This is a genomic window from Paenibacillus hunanensis, from assembly GCF_034055775.1.
GTDB classification, from domain to species: Bacteria; Bacillota; Bacilli; order Paenibacillales; family Paenibacillaceae; genus Saccharibacillus; species Saccharibacillus hunanensis.
This window is the reverse complement of the sequence record NZ_CP139194.1, coordinates 5,519,956-5,538,936: the sequence shown is the minus strand read 5'-3', so window position 1 is coordinate 5,538,936 and position 18,981 is coordinate 5,519,956. Positions and strand designations below refer to the sequence as shown.

Below are 18,981 nucleotides of genomic sequence, written 5' to 3'. Positions count from 1 at the left end.
GTAGATTCCCGCCCCTCCAAAGCTGTAAGATATTTTGCTTTGCAAAAATCACTCTTCATTGAACCCCGTGTTAGAAAATCACTAACACTATAAGTCGTCCTTACCCCTTATTTCCTTACCTCCGTTCCGTGCTCGGCGCAAAGATCAAACATGAATTCTTATGGGTGGGCAGCCTTGTGGTTGGTGAAGTGGTTTGTGCAGTAGTTGGAACAAAAATTAAAATAGCTACAGGTAACAGTTAGAAATACTAAAAATGTATACTTTAATCAACGAATGACAGTAAGCTGCTTCGTATGTCTTCATTAGTCTTTTTTGATCGTCTCATTATATAGATAGAATAGAGTGAATAGCTTTAATGAAGCTTAAATATAAGATTGGCTTGGTGTGAGATTAGATGGTGTTAACAACAATAATACATAATTATGGATGTGAAGGAGTGTTTTTGTGCAGGTTTCTGATCTGAAAGTGGATGCGGATTTTAAAATGACGATGTTGGATTGTGTTTATGAGGATATACGCGTGTTTGCTTTGAATACGAAGGTGGATGATACGGCTGAGGATTTTGATCTGGATGAGCATATGGAGGATTACTTATTTTATCGAGGGGTGATGTCGCATGATGCGTGTACGAATGAGGTACAGACGTATATGTTTGCAGAGCCAAATGTATTCCGAATTAGTGAAGGGCGGCATGTGGGAGTTTTCTTTTATTTGACGTGTAGTGAAGATGGGCGGGTAACGCATGGTTATCGCAGGGACTTTATGAATGGGAAGAGTGAATATGTTGTTTCATGGGATCGGTCGGAGGTGCAGCAGGAGATGGACTCGTATCCGAGCTCGTGGATCGATACGCTGGCAGTTTCGCGCTTTTACACATTGGATGAATATCATGCGCTGGTCGCTTTTCATCTTACGAGTGAGCGTAGCTTACGGTTTGCTTTGATGGATGCAGTGCAGAAGACGTGGACGGAGATCGAGGTGCCTGCTTTTTTCAATGGTATGGAAAGTATGACCAATTATAGTGCGTACGATCAGACATGGGCGTTTATTAAAATAGGGGAGCATATGCCTCATGAGCGTCAGCGGATTTGGATGACTGGTGAGGAGCAGATGCTAGAGCAGTGTATGATAATCAAAATGGATCGTCTGATTGAGATGTTGAAGCAGGGTGGATGTGACTTTGCAGAGTATATTTTCTTTTCGTCTCAGCCCCAGCAGGCTTTGTTGGATATGGTGTGGAGAGATGGAAGGGCGGAGCTATTGATTCAGGATTTCCTTACAGGCAGTTCGGTTCTGGTGAAGTATGATTGTCAGCATGGAAAGACCATACAGCATGGGCTGGATGATGCCTATGATCGATTGTATGTGTCGGATCATTCGCTGTATGCTGTGCAAGAAGATGAAGGAAAGACGAAGCTATTCCAGCTTGACGAGCATACGGAGTGGCAGCTCCATACGGGGTCACGGCGTATCATAGCTATAGTAGATCAAGGTGTGTTGACGACTGATATGACTATGCTGGCAGAAGATGAGGCTATCTATATTCATAACTATGATCAGCCCGAGGCAGAAGTGCTGGTGCAGGCGCCATGCTTTGTGGATAATGAACGGCAATTAATTCTAGCCTATAAACTATGATGCTTCTGAAGTTGAAATATGCCTTATGTTATAGGTGTAGCAATTGGGCATCATAAGTGTTCAGCTACAATTGCGAAATGGTATAACAGCATCCCAGCGTGCCGCTCGTTATTCCACCTCATATGAATATAGCTCCATCGATGAACGTTACTTAATTTCAAACGCTAATAAAAGTCATGTGCTTGCTGCTCATGACTTTTTATTATGCTGTCATGCGCTATTTTCCACATCTCCTTCGTTCACCTACATCTATATCCATCACCAGCAATCTTCACCCATTTATAGCCTTAATCACTTTTTCAATAGATTTGTTATCGCAATGTAAAATATTTAAGTTTCACTAAAGGTTCTCCTTTTAAGATACAACTATCAGCAACAGACACACACTAACAGGTAACACATTGATGGAAGACAACATACAACCAACAACCTACACATAGGAAAGGAATGAATGACCATGGCGATTGAGGTATTTAACCGTTATGAGAGTAAGTATCTGATGAATACAGCCAAATTCAATGAACTGTATGCAGATTTGCTGGACTATATGGAGCTGGATGCGTATAACAAGCAGCATGATTTCTACTCGATCAGCAATATCTACTACGATACACCGACGGATACATTGATCCGAGCGAGTCTGGCAAAGCCGAAGTATAAGGAAAAGCTTCGCCTGCGTGCTTACGGAGTGCCGAAGGAAACAGATCGGGTGTATCTGGAGATCAAAAAGAAGTTTACCGGGCTGGTGAACAAGCGGCGTACGGCGCTGCGGCTGGATGAAGCCTATGCCTTTGTCCAGACAGGCGATGCGCCAGTGTTACAGGATTACATGAACAAGCAGGTGCTGAACGAGATCACGTACTTCCTGCGCCTGTACGATCTTGCACCAAAGCTGTATTTATCCTATGACCGCAAGGCATTGTTCAGCAAAGAAAGTCGCGATCTGCGCATTACGTTTGATACGAATATTCGCTGTCGTCGCTACGATCTGAAGCTGGAGCAGGGCGATTATGGCGAACAGCTATTAGAGCCCGATCAATGGCTGATGGAGGTCAAGGCTGAAAATACCGTGCCGCTCTGGTTATCCCGCTTGCTCGCCAAGCACGGCTTGTACCGGACGAGCTTTTCCAAATACGGCAACGAGTACAAAAAGCTACTCCGTAGCCGCCAGCAGATTGCACCACTAACGCCACCTGCACCTGAGCGGATACCAGCACAGCCACCAACCCTTCATATTCCGACCGACAAGGAGACGATTCAATATGCTTGAAAATATATTCACCAGTACACTGAGTTCTACTGCGACAGACCTCACTTTAACGAATGCACTGATCACGATTGTGATCTCCATTATACTGGGCGGTCTCATTAGCCTGACGTATATGTACACCAATCGCTCTGGATTTTCGCAAAATTTCACCCTGACGATGGTTCTGCTGCCTACGATTGTCGCGATCATCATTCTGCTGATCGGCAGCAATATCGCTCGCGCCTTCAGTCTTGCCGGAGCGTTCTCCATCATCCGCTTCCGCAGTGCACCCGGTGATCCGAAGGATATCGCGTATGTGCTGTTCACGATGGCAGCCGGGCTGGCGGTAGGTACAGGCTATTATGGTTATGCGATTCTGTTTACGATCATTCTATGCGTGATGATGATCATCCTGAATCGATTAAACTTTGGTAGTCGTAAAACGACGCAGCGAATGCTCAAAGTAACGATTCCAGAGAACTTGAGTTATGAAGAAGCTTTCCAGGAAGTGTTCCAGCGTTTTGGCGTAAAGCATGAATTGAAGAAAATTCGCACCACCGAGCTAGGCAGTCTGTATGAGCTCATCTATACCGTCACCATGCAGTCATCGACCGACCAGAAAGCATTTCTCGATGAAATCCGTTGTCGCAACGGTAATCTAGACCTGTCCCTGACGATGAGTCCATCACCTATTAATGAATATTAATCATATAACAACGTATAAACGAACTTAAAATGCCTGACATTTTATCCAACGTAAGCATAGACGAAAGGAAGATTCCGATGAGAAAAGTTAACCAATCGAAGGTATCCACCTCCCCACAGCCCAAAGCCAAAACATTAATCCCGAAAAAAGTGACTGCCGTATTTGGCGCACTCGTGCTGTCTGCCTCGATTCTGGCAGCATGCACAGGCACTTCGACCAGCGCCACTGGTGCAGCTACGACCTCCACCGCAACTACTGTCAGCACAGCGGCGGTTACAACGCCAGTGAAAACGACCAGTGCCGATCTAGTAACCTTTAAAAAGAAAGACCTGTCGACCGAATGGAGTGCAGACAGCTCGACTGCAATCAAGCTGAACGGCACAACAGCGACAGTAACCGGATCAGGTGCCAAAGTCTCTGGTAGCACTGTTACGATCTCCAGTGCAGGCACGTATGTGATCAGTGGCAAGCTGACCGATGGACAGATTGTAGTGAACAGTACAGCCGAGGGCGATGTGCATATCGTGCTGAATGGAGCGAATATTACGAACAACGATAGCGCACCCATCTATATTCAAGAGGCAGACAATGTGATTGTTACCTTACAGGATGGCACGGAAAATACACTCACGGACGGTGCTAATTATGTATTCGCAGATAGCTCGACCGATGAGCCGAGCGCGGCTCTGTTTAGTAAAGCCGATCTGACGATCAACGGTACAGGTACATTGAATATCGATGCCAATTACAAGGATGGCATCACCAGTAAGGACGATCTGAAAATTGTATCCGGCACATTCCAGATCGATGCTGCGGATGATGGCATCGTCGGTAAAGACATGGTAGCGATCAAGGATGGCACGTTTACGATTAACGCAGGTGGAGATGGAATCAAGTCGACGAATGATGAGGCAACGGATAAAGGCTTTGTCGCTATTGCTGACGGTACATTTACTATCACTGCAACCAATGATGGTATTCAAGCGGAGACAGCACTGGTTGCCGATAATGGCACCTACACGATCACAACAGGTGGCGGCAGTGCCGAAGCAGAACCGCATACACAGGAGATGCCACCGGGCGGCTTTATGGGTGGTGGGGGAACGCCTCCAGCTAAGCCAGGTACAGCGAATCAAGGCAACACAGCTACGCCGAATAGTACGACCAACCAGGACAGTACAGCCAGTAGCACAACGAATACAGCAGCTTCCAGCGATGCAAGCACATCGGCTACGATTGTAACGGCAAATGTAGCGACAGGCAGTACGCAGACGGCTTCATCTGCTGCTAGCAAGTCCAATGCTACTAGCAATACAGCCACGAATTCGGCAAATGCAACGACAACGGATAGCACGGACACCTCCACCTCATCCGATAGTGCCAAGGCACTCAAAGCAGGCACCGATCTGGTGATCAATGGCGGTACATTTACCATCGATGCCAAGGATGACAGTGTACACAGTAACGGTAGCGTAACGATCAATGGCGGCTCACTCAAGCTAACAACAGGCGATGATGGGATGCAGGCAGAGACAACGCTCCATATTACAGCAGGTACAGTCGATATCGTGAATAGCTATGAAGGTCTGGAAGGCACAACGATCGATATTAGCGGTGGAGATATTCATGTAGTGGCTACAGATGATGGCGTGAATGCCTCCGAAGGAACAGCGACGTCGACAACGACAGGTGACGCAACAGCAGAAGGCGATACGACGGCTCAAACGACAGCAGCAGCGACCGATACGGCTGTGATTACAACAGCAGCAGCGGCATCGACTAGCACAACAACAACGGCTTCTGCCACGACAGCACCAACAGGCACAGACGATCAGGCGACTGGCTCGCAGCCACCAGCTCCACCGACAGGCGGCATGGGCGGTGGTGGCCCTGAGGCAGCAGGCAATGCACTGCTGAATATTAGCGGCGGCACATTGTATGTCGATGCAGCTGGAGATGGACTGGATGCGAATGGCTCGATCACCATGTCTGGTGGTACGGTTATCGTGAATGGCCCAACCGATAATGGTAACGGTGCGCTCGACTACGATGGTACATTTGAAATGACAGGTGGCTATCTGGTCTCGGCAGGTAGCTCGGGTATGCTGCAATCCACATCGGATAGCTCCTCCCAGTACTCCATCGCAATGAGCTATTCGGCAACACAGACCGCAGGTACACTCGTTCATTTGCAGGATAGCGCAGGCAACAATGTGCTGACCTTTGCCCCGAGCAAGGATTATCAGTCTATCGTGATCAGCTCACCAGCGTTAAAAGCAGGTAGCTACACGCTGTACAGTGGAGGTCAATCGACAGGCACCGCAACGAATGGTCTGTATGCAGATGGTGCATATAGCGGTGGAACAGAGGTTGTCAGCTTCGACGTAACGAATAATGTGACATGGCTGACCGAATCCGGTGTATCGGATAGCAATCCGAATGGAGCATCCGGCCCAGGTGGTGGAGGTGGCGGTAGAGGAATGACACCTCCAGATGGTACATCGGGTAACGCTTCGAGTACAACAGATGGAGCAAGCAATACATCGACAGACAGCTCCACAAGTAGCACAAAATAAATGAAAAACAAAAACCAGGCATCCCACATGTGATCATGCGGGATGTCTGGTTTTCGTTTAGTCGTTCAGCTAGTTGGTTCTTTACTCTAATTACACAGAATCGACTCTCTTATAAATGGAATTAGAACCAAAAAAATGTAGTTTAAATTCACCAATTTTTTGCTTAATTATATATAGTTTTACTTTTATTATATAATAAAATACATATAATTAATGATGTTAGTAACATATTATTATAGGGAGGTTAATGGTATGCATGTATCAAGTTCTTCCGGTGGAAGAGTATACTCAAGTAGCAATAGTCATGTGGCTTCAACAACAGGAGGAAAAACATTTGGACAGAAAGTAATGGATGATTTTAAGAGTAATGTTGTTCCTAATGCAAGACACGGTGCAGAAACAGGAGCAATCGGAGGAGCAATCGCTTTTTCTGAATTTGGTCCACCTGGAGTTATCGTTGGAGGGATCACAGGAGCTTCTTTCGGGGCACTTGGAGGTGTTATAACAACTGGTTGGCAAGCTATTGATAATGCTGTTTTTAAATAATTTAATGTGGAGTGATTGGCATGAAGCCTAAAACAGCATTTCTTTTAAAAAATTCCATCGTCACAGGATTAATTTGTAGCATTGTCATTATTATATTACTTCAAATGGATAACAGCTTTATAACTCCAAAGGATACATGGATTCAGTTAAGTACATGGATTCCCATTTGCTTTATTATGGGCTATGGTATTAGTGAAGTGAAATGGAGATTTAAAAACCGACACTCTGGTGAATGAATATGCTTACTATTTGTAAAACTATTCATTCCAATTCTATGGAGCCGGGGCCAACATGCAAATATTTTTACGTTATTGATCAAATGGTATTTGCAGTTGTAGAATGCCAGTCAATTTCTCAAACTACATTTATTGAAATTAACTGGTTTTATAATGATGACATTGTACAAAATCAAGCTAGTTTCTACACCCCTCAAAAAAATAATACAAACAGAAAAATTGTAAGTTATATCCATGTGCCTGTTGTTGCTCATCGTCGATGGTACGGTAAATGGAGGGTAGAGGTGAGTATAGATTATACACATATTGAAAGTCATATCTTTTATGTACAACCGCCTGCCAATTGCTTTACAGAATCGCGTGCTATTTTAGATTTAAAAATATAATTCGTTTATCAAGTTTAAAGCTACACCCTTTGAAATAGTCCATACTTAACTAAAAAAGCTGTCGAGATCAATATTCTCGGCAGCTTTTATTCATGTAACAGAGAACCATAAACATATATCAACGACTAATCGCCCTGCGGATACCGAATATCCTGCTCACTATATACATACGCGTACCAGTTTGCCGAGCCTGTGATCAAATAGGTTAATCGCATTAAACCATCGGGGCTGGTATCCAGCTGTGTTGTCGTGATTCCTTGCTCATAAAAATCCCCATTGACCACATAATGAATCGTATCCGGACTGGCGAGAAACACATCGACATTCCCTGCAAAAGGCTTATTTAAGCTGCCAAACACATGCACAAGATGATAGGAGATAATACGTTTAATCGAAGGGGTAGAGCCGTTTTGCTCGATTTCGCAATAGATTTTAAGATAGGGAGTAAAGGCATCGGTAGCATGGAAGAAGGAAGTAAACACGACATAGCGAGCTTGATCGTTAGCCCCAATCTCCGGGCTCTGATCGGCTTCAATCCACTGACGTGCTTCATCGATCGTAATATTGGTATCGGTAGATAGCTGAGCGGCCAGGCTATCGAGTGTCATGCTTTCGCTAGTAATCGTGCGTGCAGGCAGGGCAGTGGAGGAATTAGCGTTGTTATTTTTAGGCTCGACTTCATTACTATCGGCGAGTGCGAGTGTGGCAGGCGTTGCAGTCTGGCTGGCTAACCATGTAGGGGACGACGTGGAGATGTGATGACGCTGGTTGGCTGCATGGGCATAGGCTACCAGTGCAATGGCGACTGCAAGCAGAGCCGCAGACTTCTTGTTCATCGTCATCTCTCCTTCCGTAAAATGGATGTCATAGCAACACGGCATCAGCGCAGCGGACGACAGACAGCATATTACGCAGTATCCTACAGTAATAGCTTCAAGCGATGTACGAATACGATATATTACGTAGAAAGGTCGTCTACATTTAGGAGGAATAGAGGAAGATTAGCTCTATATCGTATATATATGGTGTTCTATTCTCTAAATTTTAGCATAATTGGAATCTTAATAGTTATATAACCGAAAATAAAAAAAGGCTTTCACCTGCACTCCTGCCCTGTACATAACTGGCGATAAAGTGCTGGGTGAAAGCCTCTGTAATTAGATCGTTGTAGGCGTATGATAGTGCCTGCCGTCGTATTACATTGCCTGTAATTATTGTCGTTCAGCTTGTGCCTTTACGTGTAGTGGATCAGCGTGAGCATTCTATCCGTGTCGATCAGTTATGTCCAACCAATGTCATGACCGAGCGAGCAGGAATCGTGACTGTTTTCTTCACTGGAATGGAAGGCATCGCTTTGAGATCGCTCGTATCGGAGGTCAGATAAGGCTTGAGCTGCTTCACATCTTTGCCACCCGGAAGCTGATCGATATCGAGCTGGATGGTGCGTGCTTCATTCCCATAGTTCACGAATACCATCGACAGCTGGCGATCCTTGTTGTGGTAGTAGGCAGAGCCCATCAGCCCGTTCGGATCATTGGCACCATCCAGTTCAATACGTTCTGCACCTGGACGAACGAAGCGGCTATAGTTCCCCATCGTCCATAGTAGCTTAGATTCGATGATCGATTCTGGATCGCCCGGATTTTTGTAATCGGTATAGATCAGACCATCCTTGTAATCCTCCTTCGATACCGCGAGCCACCACTGCCATGCGGATGCTTGCGTTTCTACCATATCAAAATGGATCACACGCGCCACATCCAGCGCGGTATTCATCGACAGATCACGTCCTGGTCCGCGATCACCGAGAATACAATATTCCGACATCCAGAATGCCGCAGATGGCGTATAGCGCTCCAGATTCTCATGCACCAGCTTGCGTAGCTGTACCAGACGATCGTCGCCCGCATTAGGCTGATCTGACCAGTAGGCATGGGCACTAATCTTGTTGCCGATCATCGCCGCAGTAGCAGGATCACCGAGCAGCTCGCGAATATATTCACTGTATTTCCCTTCATACTTGCCACCTGCATTGCCGCTCGTATACTGACTGCCCGGCTTACCTGTGAACTCCGCATACAGATCATTATCGAGCAGGGACAGATATTCTACCGCTTCAATCGCATCCACCTCGGTATGCAAGCCGCGACGCTCTAGCTCCTTATGCAGAGCGCTCAATACCTGCTTAATATCCTGCATATTGTAGCGATTGCCCTCCTGACCGGATTTGTTCCAATCCCAGGTTGGCTCGTTAATCGGGCTAATATAGTCAAAGCCAAGCTTTTGCTTATCAAAATGCTCCAGCACATCGGCGAGGAAGACAGCATAATTGTCAATCTGATCTGCCTTCAAATTCGTGCTGCCGACCGAATCATCCGGCTGTCCATGACCGTTCTTGGTCATCCATACGGGAGGGCTGTTTACAAAGGCAACCGTTTTACTCACTCCGCGCTGCTTCGCTGCCTTCAAAAACCACTGCTGTCCTGCCTGCTTTGACCAATCATAAGGAGCGGTAGCGCTGGACTTGAAGCTTTCGGCACGGCGCCATGGATCACTGATAATATCTTGATCCGTCTCGGTGCTACCTGCCCCGATGTTAAAGCGCCAGATCGACAGACCAATCCCTTTATCCTGTGAAAAGAGCAGGTCGGCAATCTTCTTCTTATTCTTCTCCGACCATTCCGAACCGATATGGTCGATACTCCATGCGCCCGAAGCACCAAAGCCATCCATCGTCTGGTACTGCTGTTGTCCATTTACATGAATATGCTGCACGCTGCTACTCGCCTCCTTTGACATAGTATTGCTGTCCTGTGCGTGTGTAATTTGTGCCGCTGCGCCAGATAGAAGGAGCGCAGATAGAGATAATGCGCCTAGCTTTGCGCCCAGGCGTATTCGTTTGCTTCTAGTATGCTGCATTATTATGCCTCCTTGGGTTAAGTGAAATGGGAAATAACACGTAATGATTGTTGCCTGATTTGGAGCTTATGTAGGGAGATGAAGATACGTTTATTTATTTTAAAATTGTATACGCTTACAAATTCAGTATAGACCATTCCAATTGATTTATGTATAGGGAATTTTATGCAATTTTATGGAGTGGGATGAACGGGTTATGCCAGTAAAGTTTGCCTATTCGCTCTAGTGCCCTGGTATATGATATACGATATAGAATATGATGATGATTCTTTTTAGTTACACATCGCAAACGGGGAAATGACTAGCGAACGGAAGGGGAATGGAGATGGAGTCGGTTAGTGAAGAGGTTCAACAGCTGTCTATTGCGTCCCTGGAGTCGACCTGTCGTAAGCTTGCGAATGCTTATCAAAGCGCGCTGGATAAAGGAGCATCGACGACGCTGATCGCAAAAAGGCTGGGTGCGATGCGCATTGGGCTAGACAGCTTACGAAATGCCTGGAAGGGAGAGCCTTTCACTGCGGATGGGGAAAAGGTTATGCTATCTATAAATGTTCTGTGTGGGATTCTTCCCTCTATTGAAGCGCAGATTACCCGGGCAAAGGATGGAAGTCCTCAGCGCACATTGAATCAGCGTCGCCTCGTGGCATTGCAATTGGCGATTGCTTCCCTGGAGCAACGACTGATCTAAAATTATTTTAGACAGAAGACAGAAGACAGAAGACAGAAGACAGAAGACAGAATAGGGAATACTGGCAAAATGGAGGTACAGGCATGGATACCCCTATGGATGTAAAGGACAACTATGCAGCTTTGTATCGGCTAGCGATGCAAGCAGACGTGACTCCAGCGGAGTGGAAGCTACTGCAAGAGCATACGATCGTGCGCGATATAGCCGCAGGAACAGGACTAATCGAAGCAGGGCAGCTGGTGGAGCGTGCCTATTTTTGCGTACGGGGTCTGTTCCGTCTGTACTATCCGCTGGAGGATGGACGCGAGTACAATGTGGCTTTTACAGTGGAAGGCGATTTTGCTACTTCTCATGCGGCGATGATCACTCATCAGCCATCCTCACTGGCGATCGAAGCATTGGAGGATGCGCTCGTTATTGAGATCGAGCATACGCTTCTCCAGCAACTGATGAAGCAGCATCATAGCTGGGAACGGTTCGTACGTCTGAGCGTGGAGCGGCTATATATACGCAAGGAAGAACGCGAGCGCGAGCTGCTCTACCTATCTGCGAGAGAGCGCTATGACGCTTTTCTACGCAAATATCCTGGACTTGCCGAGCGTATTCCCCAGTACCATATCGCTTCGTATATCGGTATCTCTCCTGTATCGCTTAGTCGCTTACTTCATCAGGAAAGTGGAGGGTAATGGGATTCGAGTCCACTATTTATCTGTCATTAACCTGTGTTAATGCACACTCACTCCACCAGGCACTACACTATAGATACATTAGTCAGTGGATACGAATCAAGTAAGTTGCCACTGTTATAAAGGAGAGAATACCGTATGCGTTATATGATGATTGTGTTACTTGAATTTTACCCTTCCTGGCTTGCCCTACCACGCGAGCAACGACGTGTACATGCGGAGAAGCTGCAAACGATTATTGCCAGCTATAAGGATCGTGTAGAGGTGCGCTTTTTCGATGCCGAGGCTTTGCCGGGTAAGGACTATACGGACTTTGTCGTATGCGAAACCGAGGATATGGAATCGTACCATTATATGTGGGAAGCGATCCGCGATTCTGAGCCATACACTCGCGGATATATGAAGATTAAGAACGTCATTATGGGGATGGAAAATGCTTTTGAATCGTATGAAAAACGAGTGCTCGGTATGGATGAAAGAGTATAGCATGTTCGTGGGATCTGTACGGCATTAAGCCGCTATCGTGAGCATTCTGAATCGCTATCCGTTGCTCTATTTCTTATCGTTCTACCGCTTTACGGCTCTATAATTCTATTAGTAAAAGCATGAGTAAAAGCGCATCAAGCGGTCTGTACAAGCAGACGGCAGGATGCGCTTTTTTCGATGGAGTGAACGAAAAGCATGTTTGCTACCTATGCTCGAAGTTGAATAGTAAAGACGCATTCGCATGAATGAGTAGAGCTGTTTTTATAAGCAAAATAAATAATAATGAGAAAATATACCTTTAATCCCAAAATATAATTTGTATATTATGCATGAACATTTATATTTATGTAAAATTACTTGACGCTAAATAAGTAGTTTTATTATACTTTACCTCAAATTAAACGATTTAATGTTAATTAAAATCACACAAATTGATCTGTTCTTGTCATTCTATGAACTGGAGGTGGAGCTACACTTTTTGATCAATACTACATAGATGTGTGATTTGCAAATCTGCTGTCGGCATTACATAAGTAAATCTGAACGCACGATAGCTGTACATGGCTGCCATATTCAACCCATATTCTGAAGGAGGAACACTTATGATCAAATGGAATGGCTGGACACGAAATATCGGAGCATTCGTACTGGCAACAGCACTGGTGCTGCCGATCACGCTGGAATCAGCAGCAGCGGCAACACCATCAGCGGCGAACAAGATGGTGACGTCAGCATCTGTAACATCTAATGCATATAGTTCGGCTAGTACCGCCGTCTCGGCAGCGACAACAGCTACGGCACCGGTAAACCAAGACCTGCCTAATATCAAAATACTGGCGACTGGCGGTACAATTGCCGGTTCCTCTACCTCCAATACTGATGTAACCGGCTATACGGCAGGGGCACTCGGTATCGATACACTCATTAATGCCGTCCCAGAGATGAAGGAGGTTGCCAATGTGAGCGGCGAGCAGATCGCCAATGTAGGTAGCCCGGATGTGGATAACGCCGTATTGCTCAAGCTAGGCAAGCGAATTAATGAGCTGCTCGCTTCCGACGATGTGGACGGCGTGGTCGTAACACATGGTACGGATACACTGGAGGAAACGGCATATTTTCTCGATCTAGTGGTCAAAAGCAATAAGCCAGTCGTGATAGTCGGAGCGATGCGTCCAGCAACAGCGATCAGCGCAGACGGTTCATTTAATCTGTACAACGCGGTGAAAATCGCCAGCACGCCAGAAGCAACAGGCAAAGGTGTGATGATCGAATTGAACGACCGAATTGGTGCTGCACGTTATATTACGAAAACAAATACAACCGGAACGGATACGTTCAAATCGACCGAGCAGGGCTATCTAGGTGTTGTATCCGGTGGTAAAGTGTATTTTTATAACGAGCCGACTCGTAAGCATACTGCGGATTCGGTATTCAATATTACCGATCTGACTGAATTGCCGCAGGTCGATATTTTGTACGAATATCAGAATAATGGCAGTTATCTGTACGATGCAGCCGTAGCCGCAGGAGCCAAAGGAATCGTCGTAGCAGGTAGCGGTAATGGGTCATTGTCCAAGCTATCCAAAGCAGGTGCGATCAAGGCGGTTAAAGCTGGCGTGGCGGTTGTTCGTTCGACTCGGACCGGCAGTGGTGTCGTGACCCATTCTGATGAGGATGACCAGAATGGCATGATCTCATCTGACTCGCTTAATCCGCAAAAAGCACGTATTCTGCTCATGCTGGCATTGACTCAAACGAAGGATGCGAAGCAAATTCAGACGTTTTTTGATGAGTATTAAGCAAAAGATTATTTTGGAATAATTGTGCTGTTATAGCCTTATCATTACCGAAGCCGTTCTCAGGTGAGAGCGGCTTTTGGCTTGTAGTGATGTGACCAACCTGCGCTTGAGGTGCTAAGATACATATAGATGATAAATATAGTAGGAGCTTTTGCGCACTTAAACTTTTCTTGATTTCTTCCTCAAGCGCTGTTTTCATCTTTTTGATTTTGATTTTGATTTTGATTTTGATTTTGATTTTGATTTTGATTGCAGATGGGCATTTTTATCCTTCAACTACATATATAACAAGAACAGGAGAATGATCATGAGCACAATTCGTATCGCTGTTACCGGACTGGGTAACATGGGAGAAAGGTTAGTATATCATTGGCTACCGCTTTATGCGGATCAGGCGGAGGTAGTCGCGGTGTGTGATGCCGATGGCGACAAGCGCAGCCGTGCTGTAGCGGCAACAGGGGCAAGCGAGTATGAAGCGGCGGAATATATCCGTATGCTAGATGAAATCAAGCCGGATCTCGTATATATCGCGGTTCCGCCTGCCTTTCACTATGATGCGGCACTCGCAGCATTTGAGCGGGGGATTGCTGTATTTTGTGAAAAGCCTTTGGCTAACAGTCTGGATGAGGCGCACGCCTTATTGAAATGCGGAGCAGAGTCGGGCAAGCTGCATGCTGTGCACTTCTCCTTCCCGCAGGAGCCTGCTGTATTACAGCTGGGGCAATGGGTGAATGAAGGGAAGATAGGCGCCATTCGTGAGCTGGAATTGCTGCTGCATTTTCCACAGTGGCCGCGTGCATGGCAGCAAAATAGCTGGATTTCTACACGTCATCAGGGCGGGTTTATTTTGGAGGTAGGCGTACACTGGATTCATATGATTCAGCAGGTCTTTGGCGAGATTACGCATGTACAGAGCCATGTAATCTATCCAGACGATCCGCAGCAGTGTGAGACACAAGTACAGGCGACGCTAACACTGGAAAATGGACTGCGTGTGCAGCTGTCAGGACACAGCGGTCAGGCGGAGCAGGAGCGTGTCTCGCTGCTGGTGCATGGTGAGCAGGGCGATATCGCACTGGAAAACTGGGAGCAGCTCTACTGGAACGAGACGGATCAAGCGCCGCAACAGGTGGAACCGTCGATATCGCCGGAACAAAGCCACCTGCCGATTTTTGGAGAGATCGTGAAGCTGCTACACGGTCAGACAGGTCGAATCTATGACTTCTATGATGGCTACAATGCACAGGTTGTGCTGGAGGCGCTGCGTCAGCCTGCTTCCGAGAGTGATGTGGATGTGCGTCCATTGTATATTCGTCGAGAGCAGTAAGCGGCGGTTTATAATCGCATCGTAACAGCGTACATCAACGAAGCCTGCGACTATCCAGTTGCAGGCTTCATTAGTGGGTTGGATACTCCATCCGCTAGGTCGCATATTTCATATAAACACCTGTTATATTAGACTGCTTGTACATACAAGGCTCTATCCAGCCATATCGATTACACGAAAATGCCGAGTAGCACGGCGCCAGCAATAGCGAGTAATAGCAGCTTCTTTTCACAGGTTGTAACGGAACTGGGTTGCTGCACATCCATTTTCCAGATCCACCAGAGCGATAGCAGCACGATGATACCGATACCGATTGCAGCGACATACCGTTCACTAACTGCCAGCCAGATGGAGCAGAGGGCGATAAGCAGCATATATGCGATCGCAGGAACTCTGCTGAAGCTTACACCCCAGCGATCGGCACACCAGACAACACTGGTTCGTTTGACTGGAGAAGCCTGGCGGTCAGCGTCCAGATCAGGAATATGATGCACCATTACCCATGCGATGCAGTAGAGTGCGTTGATGATCGCATTTTGCACCGACCAGAGTGGGAATTCGCCAGTTGCCAGCCATGCGCCGCCCAGTCCAAGAAATAATGCGGACGGAAAAGTGCTGATCCATTCGCCAGCAAGTGGATAGTAGCTGAGCCGTAATGCAGGCAGCGAGTATGACGTTGCCCCCCAGATGCCTACCATTAGCAAAATCGCCAAGCGGTACTGTCCAGTCAATAGTAGGATAGCGTCCAGCACTAGCAAAATGCCTGTCATCCACAGGCCGAACCGATACAGCAGTCCCGGCGTGATACGCCCTTCTTGAATGACACGACTGCCGCCAGATAACATCGCCGGGCTAAGCTGATCTGTACCTGATAGGTGATCGGTATAATCATTGAGCGCATGCGTGAGAATACCATGGATTAGAATACAGCCAACCAGCAGCACTGCGGCAATGAGTATCATGGTAGACACAGGAACGTCTCCATATGTAAGTAGCGGAAAAACGCCGGAGAAAATAATCGCCACACTGGAGCATAGTACAGCAATCGGACGTACCAGACGCATCGCATTGCGTAGCGTGAACGCCTGCAAAATAGAATGACTCATACCAGCCTCCCTTTCATCGCTCATTTTGTTGTTCTTTCATGTATACCACTGCGCTACGTTCTCTTAACAGATTGGAGAGCATTCAAGGGAATTATTGTCACTTTTCCAAAAATATCTGCAATTTGAATGGAAATATCCGACATTGCCAGATGATACAGTCTGTGGGAAAATAGGCGCATGGAACTCATGAATGGAGAAATGAATATGAACGAATTGCCAAATTGTCCGCAGTGTAACTCCGCTTATACCTACGAGGACGGAAGCGGTCTGCTCGTATGCCCGGAATGTGGACACGAATGGACACCAGGCAGCGAAACGGACGGAGCGGAAGACGCGTTTGTTGTACGCGATGCTAACGGTAACATCCTACAGGACGGCGACAGTGTAACGATCATCAAAGACCTCAAGGTCAAAGGAAGCTCCTCTGTCCTGAAAATCGGTACCCGTGTGAAAAGTATTCGCCTGATCGAAGAAGGCGACCATAATATCGATTGCAAAATCGATGGCTTTGGTGCGATGAAGCTGAAGTCCGAATTTGTCAAAAAAGCCTGACAACCTAACAATCGCCTGCTGTGCCTTCATACGCGCAGCAGGCGATTTGTTGTTTATACAGGTTAACGATAGGGGATGAGTTCGCAGAAGTTTTCAGCGTGAGATTTGCAGAAACACTTGCATTGCCTCCCAAAATAGTTTTAAATAAAGATATTAGATATTTTGAAATAAAGATATTTGGCGAACAGGCATACAATAGACACGCCTATCAATGAATGCTCGCATGATTTTATATACGAACCTGAACAAGCAGCGATAACGACAAGCTACAGCTGCTGGATATAGTCAAAGTCAAAAGATACAACCATACTGGGAGGCAAAACAACATGGAAATCGGAATTAGTACATTTGTAGAAACAACGCCAGACACAGAGACAGGGCAGACGATCAGTCATGCAGAGCGTATTCGTCAGGTCGTGGACGAGATCGTCCTGGCGGATCAAGTTGGTCTGGATATCTTTGGCGTAGGGGAGCATCATCGTGCGGATTACGCAGCATCTGCTCCAGCGGTTATTCTGGCAGCAGCGGCGGCACGCACCGAGCGTATTCGCCTGACCAGCGCAGTAACCGTACTATCCTCGGCTGATCCGGTACGCGTTTTTCAGGAATTCGCTACGGTGGATGCGATCTCGAACGGACGCGCCGAAATTATGGCTGGACGTGGCTCCTTTATCGAGTCCTTCCCGCTATTCGGCTATAATCTGGAGGATTATGACGCATTATTCGATGAAAAGCTGGAGTTGCTGCTGCAAATTCAGCAATCGGAAAAAGTAACCTGGCGCGGTGGTCATCGTCCAGCGATCGATAATCGCGGTATCTATCCGCGTCCGGTGCAGGATCCACTTCCGGTCTGGATCGGTAGTGGCGGTAATTCGGAATCCGTTGTCCGTGCAGGCTTGCTCGGTCTGCCACTCGTACTGGCGATTATCGGTGGTCGTCCAACGCAATTTGCGCCGCTAGTGGAACTGTATTATAAGGCGGCGGCTCATGCTGGGCATGATGCTTCCAAGCTGTCGGTCGCTTCGCATTCACACGGATTCATCGCCGATACGAACGATAGCGCCGCAGAGAAGTTTTTCCCACCCACACAGGCAGTGATGAACTCACTCGGACGCGAACGCGGCTGGGGTCCTTACACACGCGCTAGCTTTGATGCTGCACGCAGCTTCGAGGGTGCACTGTATGTAGGTGATGTAGAGACGGTAGCGAAGAAGATCATCCATCTGCGCAAGCAGGTAGGGATTACTCGCTTCATGTTGCATACACCTGTTGGCACCATGTCCAATCATGATGACGTGATGCGCGCGATTGAGCTGCTGGGCAAAGAGGTCGCTCCAATCGTACGTGAGGAAGTGGCTCGCTGGGAGCAGGAGAACGGGAAATAAGACAAGCATGTGCAGTAAGCACAATTGAATATACACAAAAGGCAGTCTCCATAACGTGAGACTGCCTTTTATTATGTTGCTTCATTAGGCACAATTCGCTGTGCGTTCGCAAGCGGCCAAAAGATCAGATCGGCACGTCCAATCACATCGCTCAGCGGAATGTAACCGACCATTCGGCTATCCTGACTATGGGAGCGATTATCGCCCATCACAAACACATAGCCTTCAGGTACTTTTCCATCTGGTACTTCATTAGATGGGAAATCGTTAATGTTATACACGGTATGTTGCTGCTTGGCGGCTGCAATCGCCTGAGCGATATATGGCTCTGCGATCGGTTGACCATTCACTGTCACCGTCTCGCCCTGTACGCGAACTTCATCTCCACCTACAGCAATAACACGTTTAATAAAGTCGCTATGTCGTGATGGCACATGAAGCACGATCACCTCGCCGGGTCGTGGATCGTGTAGCTTGTAGACCAGCTTATTCACGATGACCTTCTCGTTCGTATGGAAATTAGGCTCCATCGACTTTCCATCTACGATAAACGCTTCAAAAACAAAGGTGCGTATCAGAAAAGAAATGATAACCGCGAGCACGATAATGAGCGCCCAGCTTTTGAATTGGCGAGCAGATCGCCTGGCGGAAGCGTGTACTTGTTCGTCGGCGTTCGGTGTGTTCATAAAATAAGTC

The 18,981-nt window shown here is 47.0% G+C and carries 18 protein-coding genes; 14 read left to right on the top strand and 4 right to left on the bottom strand.

The window, feature by feature from the left end; all coding sequences use genetic code 11:
* The first annotated feature begins 444 nt into the window (after positions 1–444).
* The 7 genes from SK066_RS22525 to SK066_RS22495 all read left to right on the top strand — a co-directional run bounded on the left by SK066_RS22525 (position 445) and on the right by SK066_RS22495 (position 7,337).
* On the top strand, positions 445–1,638 hold the full coding sequence (locus tag SK066_RS22525; protein ID WP_320543100.1) for a hypothetical protein: 1,194 nt from the start codon (positions 445–447) through the stop codon (positions 1,636–1,638).
* A 457-nt stretch (positions 1,639–2,095) separates the two neighbouring features.
* On the top strand, positions 2,096–2,908 hold the full coding sequence (locus SK066_RS22520) for a polyphosphate polymerase domain-containing protein (RefSeq protein ID WP_320544948.1): 813 nt from the start codon (positions 2,096–2,098) through the stop codon (positions 2,906–2,908).
* Complete coding sequence (locus SK066_RS22515) at positions 2,901–3,593, top strand: DUF4956 domain-containing protein (protein WP_188775977.1); 693 nt, start codon at positions 2,901–2,903, stop codon at positions 3,591–3,593. Before SK066_RS22520 ends, SK066_RS22515 begins: the two co-directional genes overlap by 8 nt.
* 77 nt (positions 3,594–3,670) lie before the next feature.
* Positions 3,671–6,169: a carbohydrate-binding domain-containing protein gene (locus SK066_RS22510; protein WP_320543099.1), complete on the top strand. Its 2,499-nt coding sequence runs from the start codon at positions 3,671–3,673 to the stop codon at positions 6,167–6,169.
* 252 nt (positions 6,170–6,421) lie between these two features.
* The gene (locus SK066_RS22505; protein ID WP_320543098.1) at positions 6,422–6,715 is read left to right on the top strand and encodes a hypothetical protein; all 294 of its coding nucleotides are present in this window, start codon (positions 6,422–6,424) and stop codon (positions 6,713–6,715) included.
* A 20-nt stretch (positions 6,716–6,735) separates the two neighbouring features.
* Positions 6,736–6,951, top strand: a complete 216-nt coding sequence (locus SK066_RS22500) for a hypothetical protein (protein WP_320543097.1) — start codon at positions 6,736–6,738, stop codon at positions 6,949–6,951.
* A 2-nt stretch (positions 6,952–6,953) separates the two neighbouring features.
* On the top strand, positions 6,954–7,337 hold the full coding sequence (locus tag SK066_RS22495) for a hypothetical protein (protein ID WP_250345064.1): 384 nt from the start codon (positions 6,954–6,956) through the stop codon (positions 7,335–7,337).
* A gap of 125 nt (positions 7,338–7,462) precedes the next feature.
* Here SK066_RS22495 and SK066_RS22490 read toward each other — a convergent pair whose 3' ends face one another.
* Both SK066_RS22490 and SK066_RS22485 read right to left on the bottom strand, forming a co-directional pair.
* The gene (locus SK066_RS22490; RefSeq protein ID WP_320543096.1) at positions 7,463–8,173 is read right to left on the bottom strand and encodes a hypothetical protein; all 711 of its coding nucleotides are present in this window, start codon (positions 8,171–8,173) and stop codon (positions 7,463–7,465) included.
* A gap of 439 nt (positions 8,174–8,612) precedes the next feature.
* A complete protein-coding gene (locus SK066_RS22485; protein WP_320543095.1) occupies positions 8,613–10,256 on the bottom strand; it encodes a glycoside hydrolase in 1,644 nt (547 codons plus the stop codon).
* Between the two features lie 325 nt (positions 10,257–10,581).
* Between SK066_RS22485 and SK066_RS22480 the strand changes: the two genes are divergently transcribed.
* From SK066_RS22480 to SK066_RS22460, 5 genes are all read left to right on the top strand, one after another.
* Positions 10,582–10,944, top strand: a complete 363-nt coding sequence (locus SK066_RS22480) for a hypothetical protein (RefSeq protein ID WP_320543094.1) — start codon at positions 10,582–10,584, stop codon at positions 10,942–10,944.
* Between the two features lie 83 nt (positions 10,945–11,027).
* On the top strand, positions 11,028–11,630 hold the full coding sequence (locus SK066_RS22475) for a Crp/Fnr family transcriptional regulator (protein ID WP_407673720.1): 603 nt from the start codon (positions 11,028–11,030) through the stop codon (positions 11,628–11,630).
* Positions 11,631–11,768: 138 nt separating this feature from the next.
* Complete coding sequence (locus SK066_RS22470; RefSeq protein WP_188775970.1) at positions 11,769–12,116, top strand: darcynin family protein; 348 nt, start codon at positions 11,769–11,771, stop codon at positions 12,114–12,116.
* Between the two features lie 719 nt (positions 12,117–12,835).
* On the top strand, positions 12,836–13,915 hold the full coding sequence (locus SK066_RS22465; protein ID WP_320544946.1) for a type II asparaginase: 1,080 nt from the start codon (positions 12,836–12,838) through the stop codon (positions 13,913–13,915).
* 307 nt (positions 13,916–14,222) lie between these two features.
* Positions 14,223–15,242 carry a Gfo/Idh/MocA family protein gene (locus SK066_RS22460; RefSeq protein ID WP_320543093.1) on the top strand — a complete coding sequence of 340 codons (1,020 nt, stop codon included), beginning with the start codon at positions 14,223–14,225 and terminating at the stop codon, positions 15,240–15,242.
* 170 nt (positions 15,243–15,412) lie between these two features.
* On the opposite strand, the gene SK066_RS22455 is transcribed toward SK066_RS22460, so the two are convergent.
* Complete coding sequence (locus SK066_RS22455) at positions 15,413–16,348, bottom strand: prenyltransferase (protein WP_320543092.1); 936 nt, start codon at positions 16,346–16,348, stop codon at positions 15,413–15,415.
* A gap of 204 nt (positions 16,349–16,552) precedes the next feature.
* Between SK066_RS22455 and SK066_RS22450 the strand changes: the two genes are divergently transcribed.
* Both SK066_RS22450 and SK066_RS22445 read left to right on the top strand, forming a co-directional pair.
* Entirely contained in the window at positions 16,553–16,900 is a 348-nt protein-coding gene (locus SK066_RS22450) for a zinc ribbon domain-containing protein YjdM (RefSeq protein WP_320543091.1), read from the top strand.
* Positions 16,901–17,226: 326 nt separating this feature from the next.
* Positions 17,227–18,285 (top strand): LLM class flavin-dependent oxidoreductase, encoded by a 1,059-nt coding sequence (locus SK066_RS22445; RefSeq protein ID WP_320543090.1) that lies wholly within the window; start codon positions 17,227–17,229, stop codon positions 18,283–18,285.
* 71 nt (positions 18,286–18,356) lie between these two features.
* On the opposite strand, the gene lepB is transcribed toward SK066_RS22445, so the two are convergent.
* Positions 18,357–18,971 carry a signal peptidase I gene (gene lepB, locus SK066_RS22440; RefSeq protein ID WP_320543089.1) on the bottom strand — a complete coding sequence of 205 codons (615 nt, stop codon included), beginning with the start codon at positions 18,969–18,971 and terminating at the stop codon, positions 18,357–18,359.
* Between the last annotated feature and the right edge of the window lie 10 nt (positions 18,972–18,981).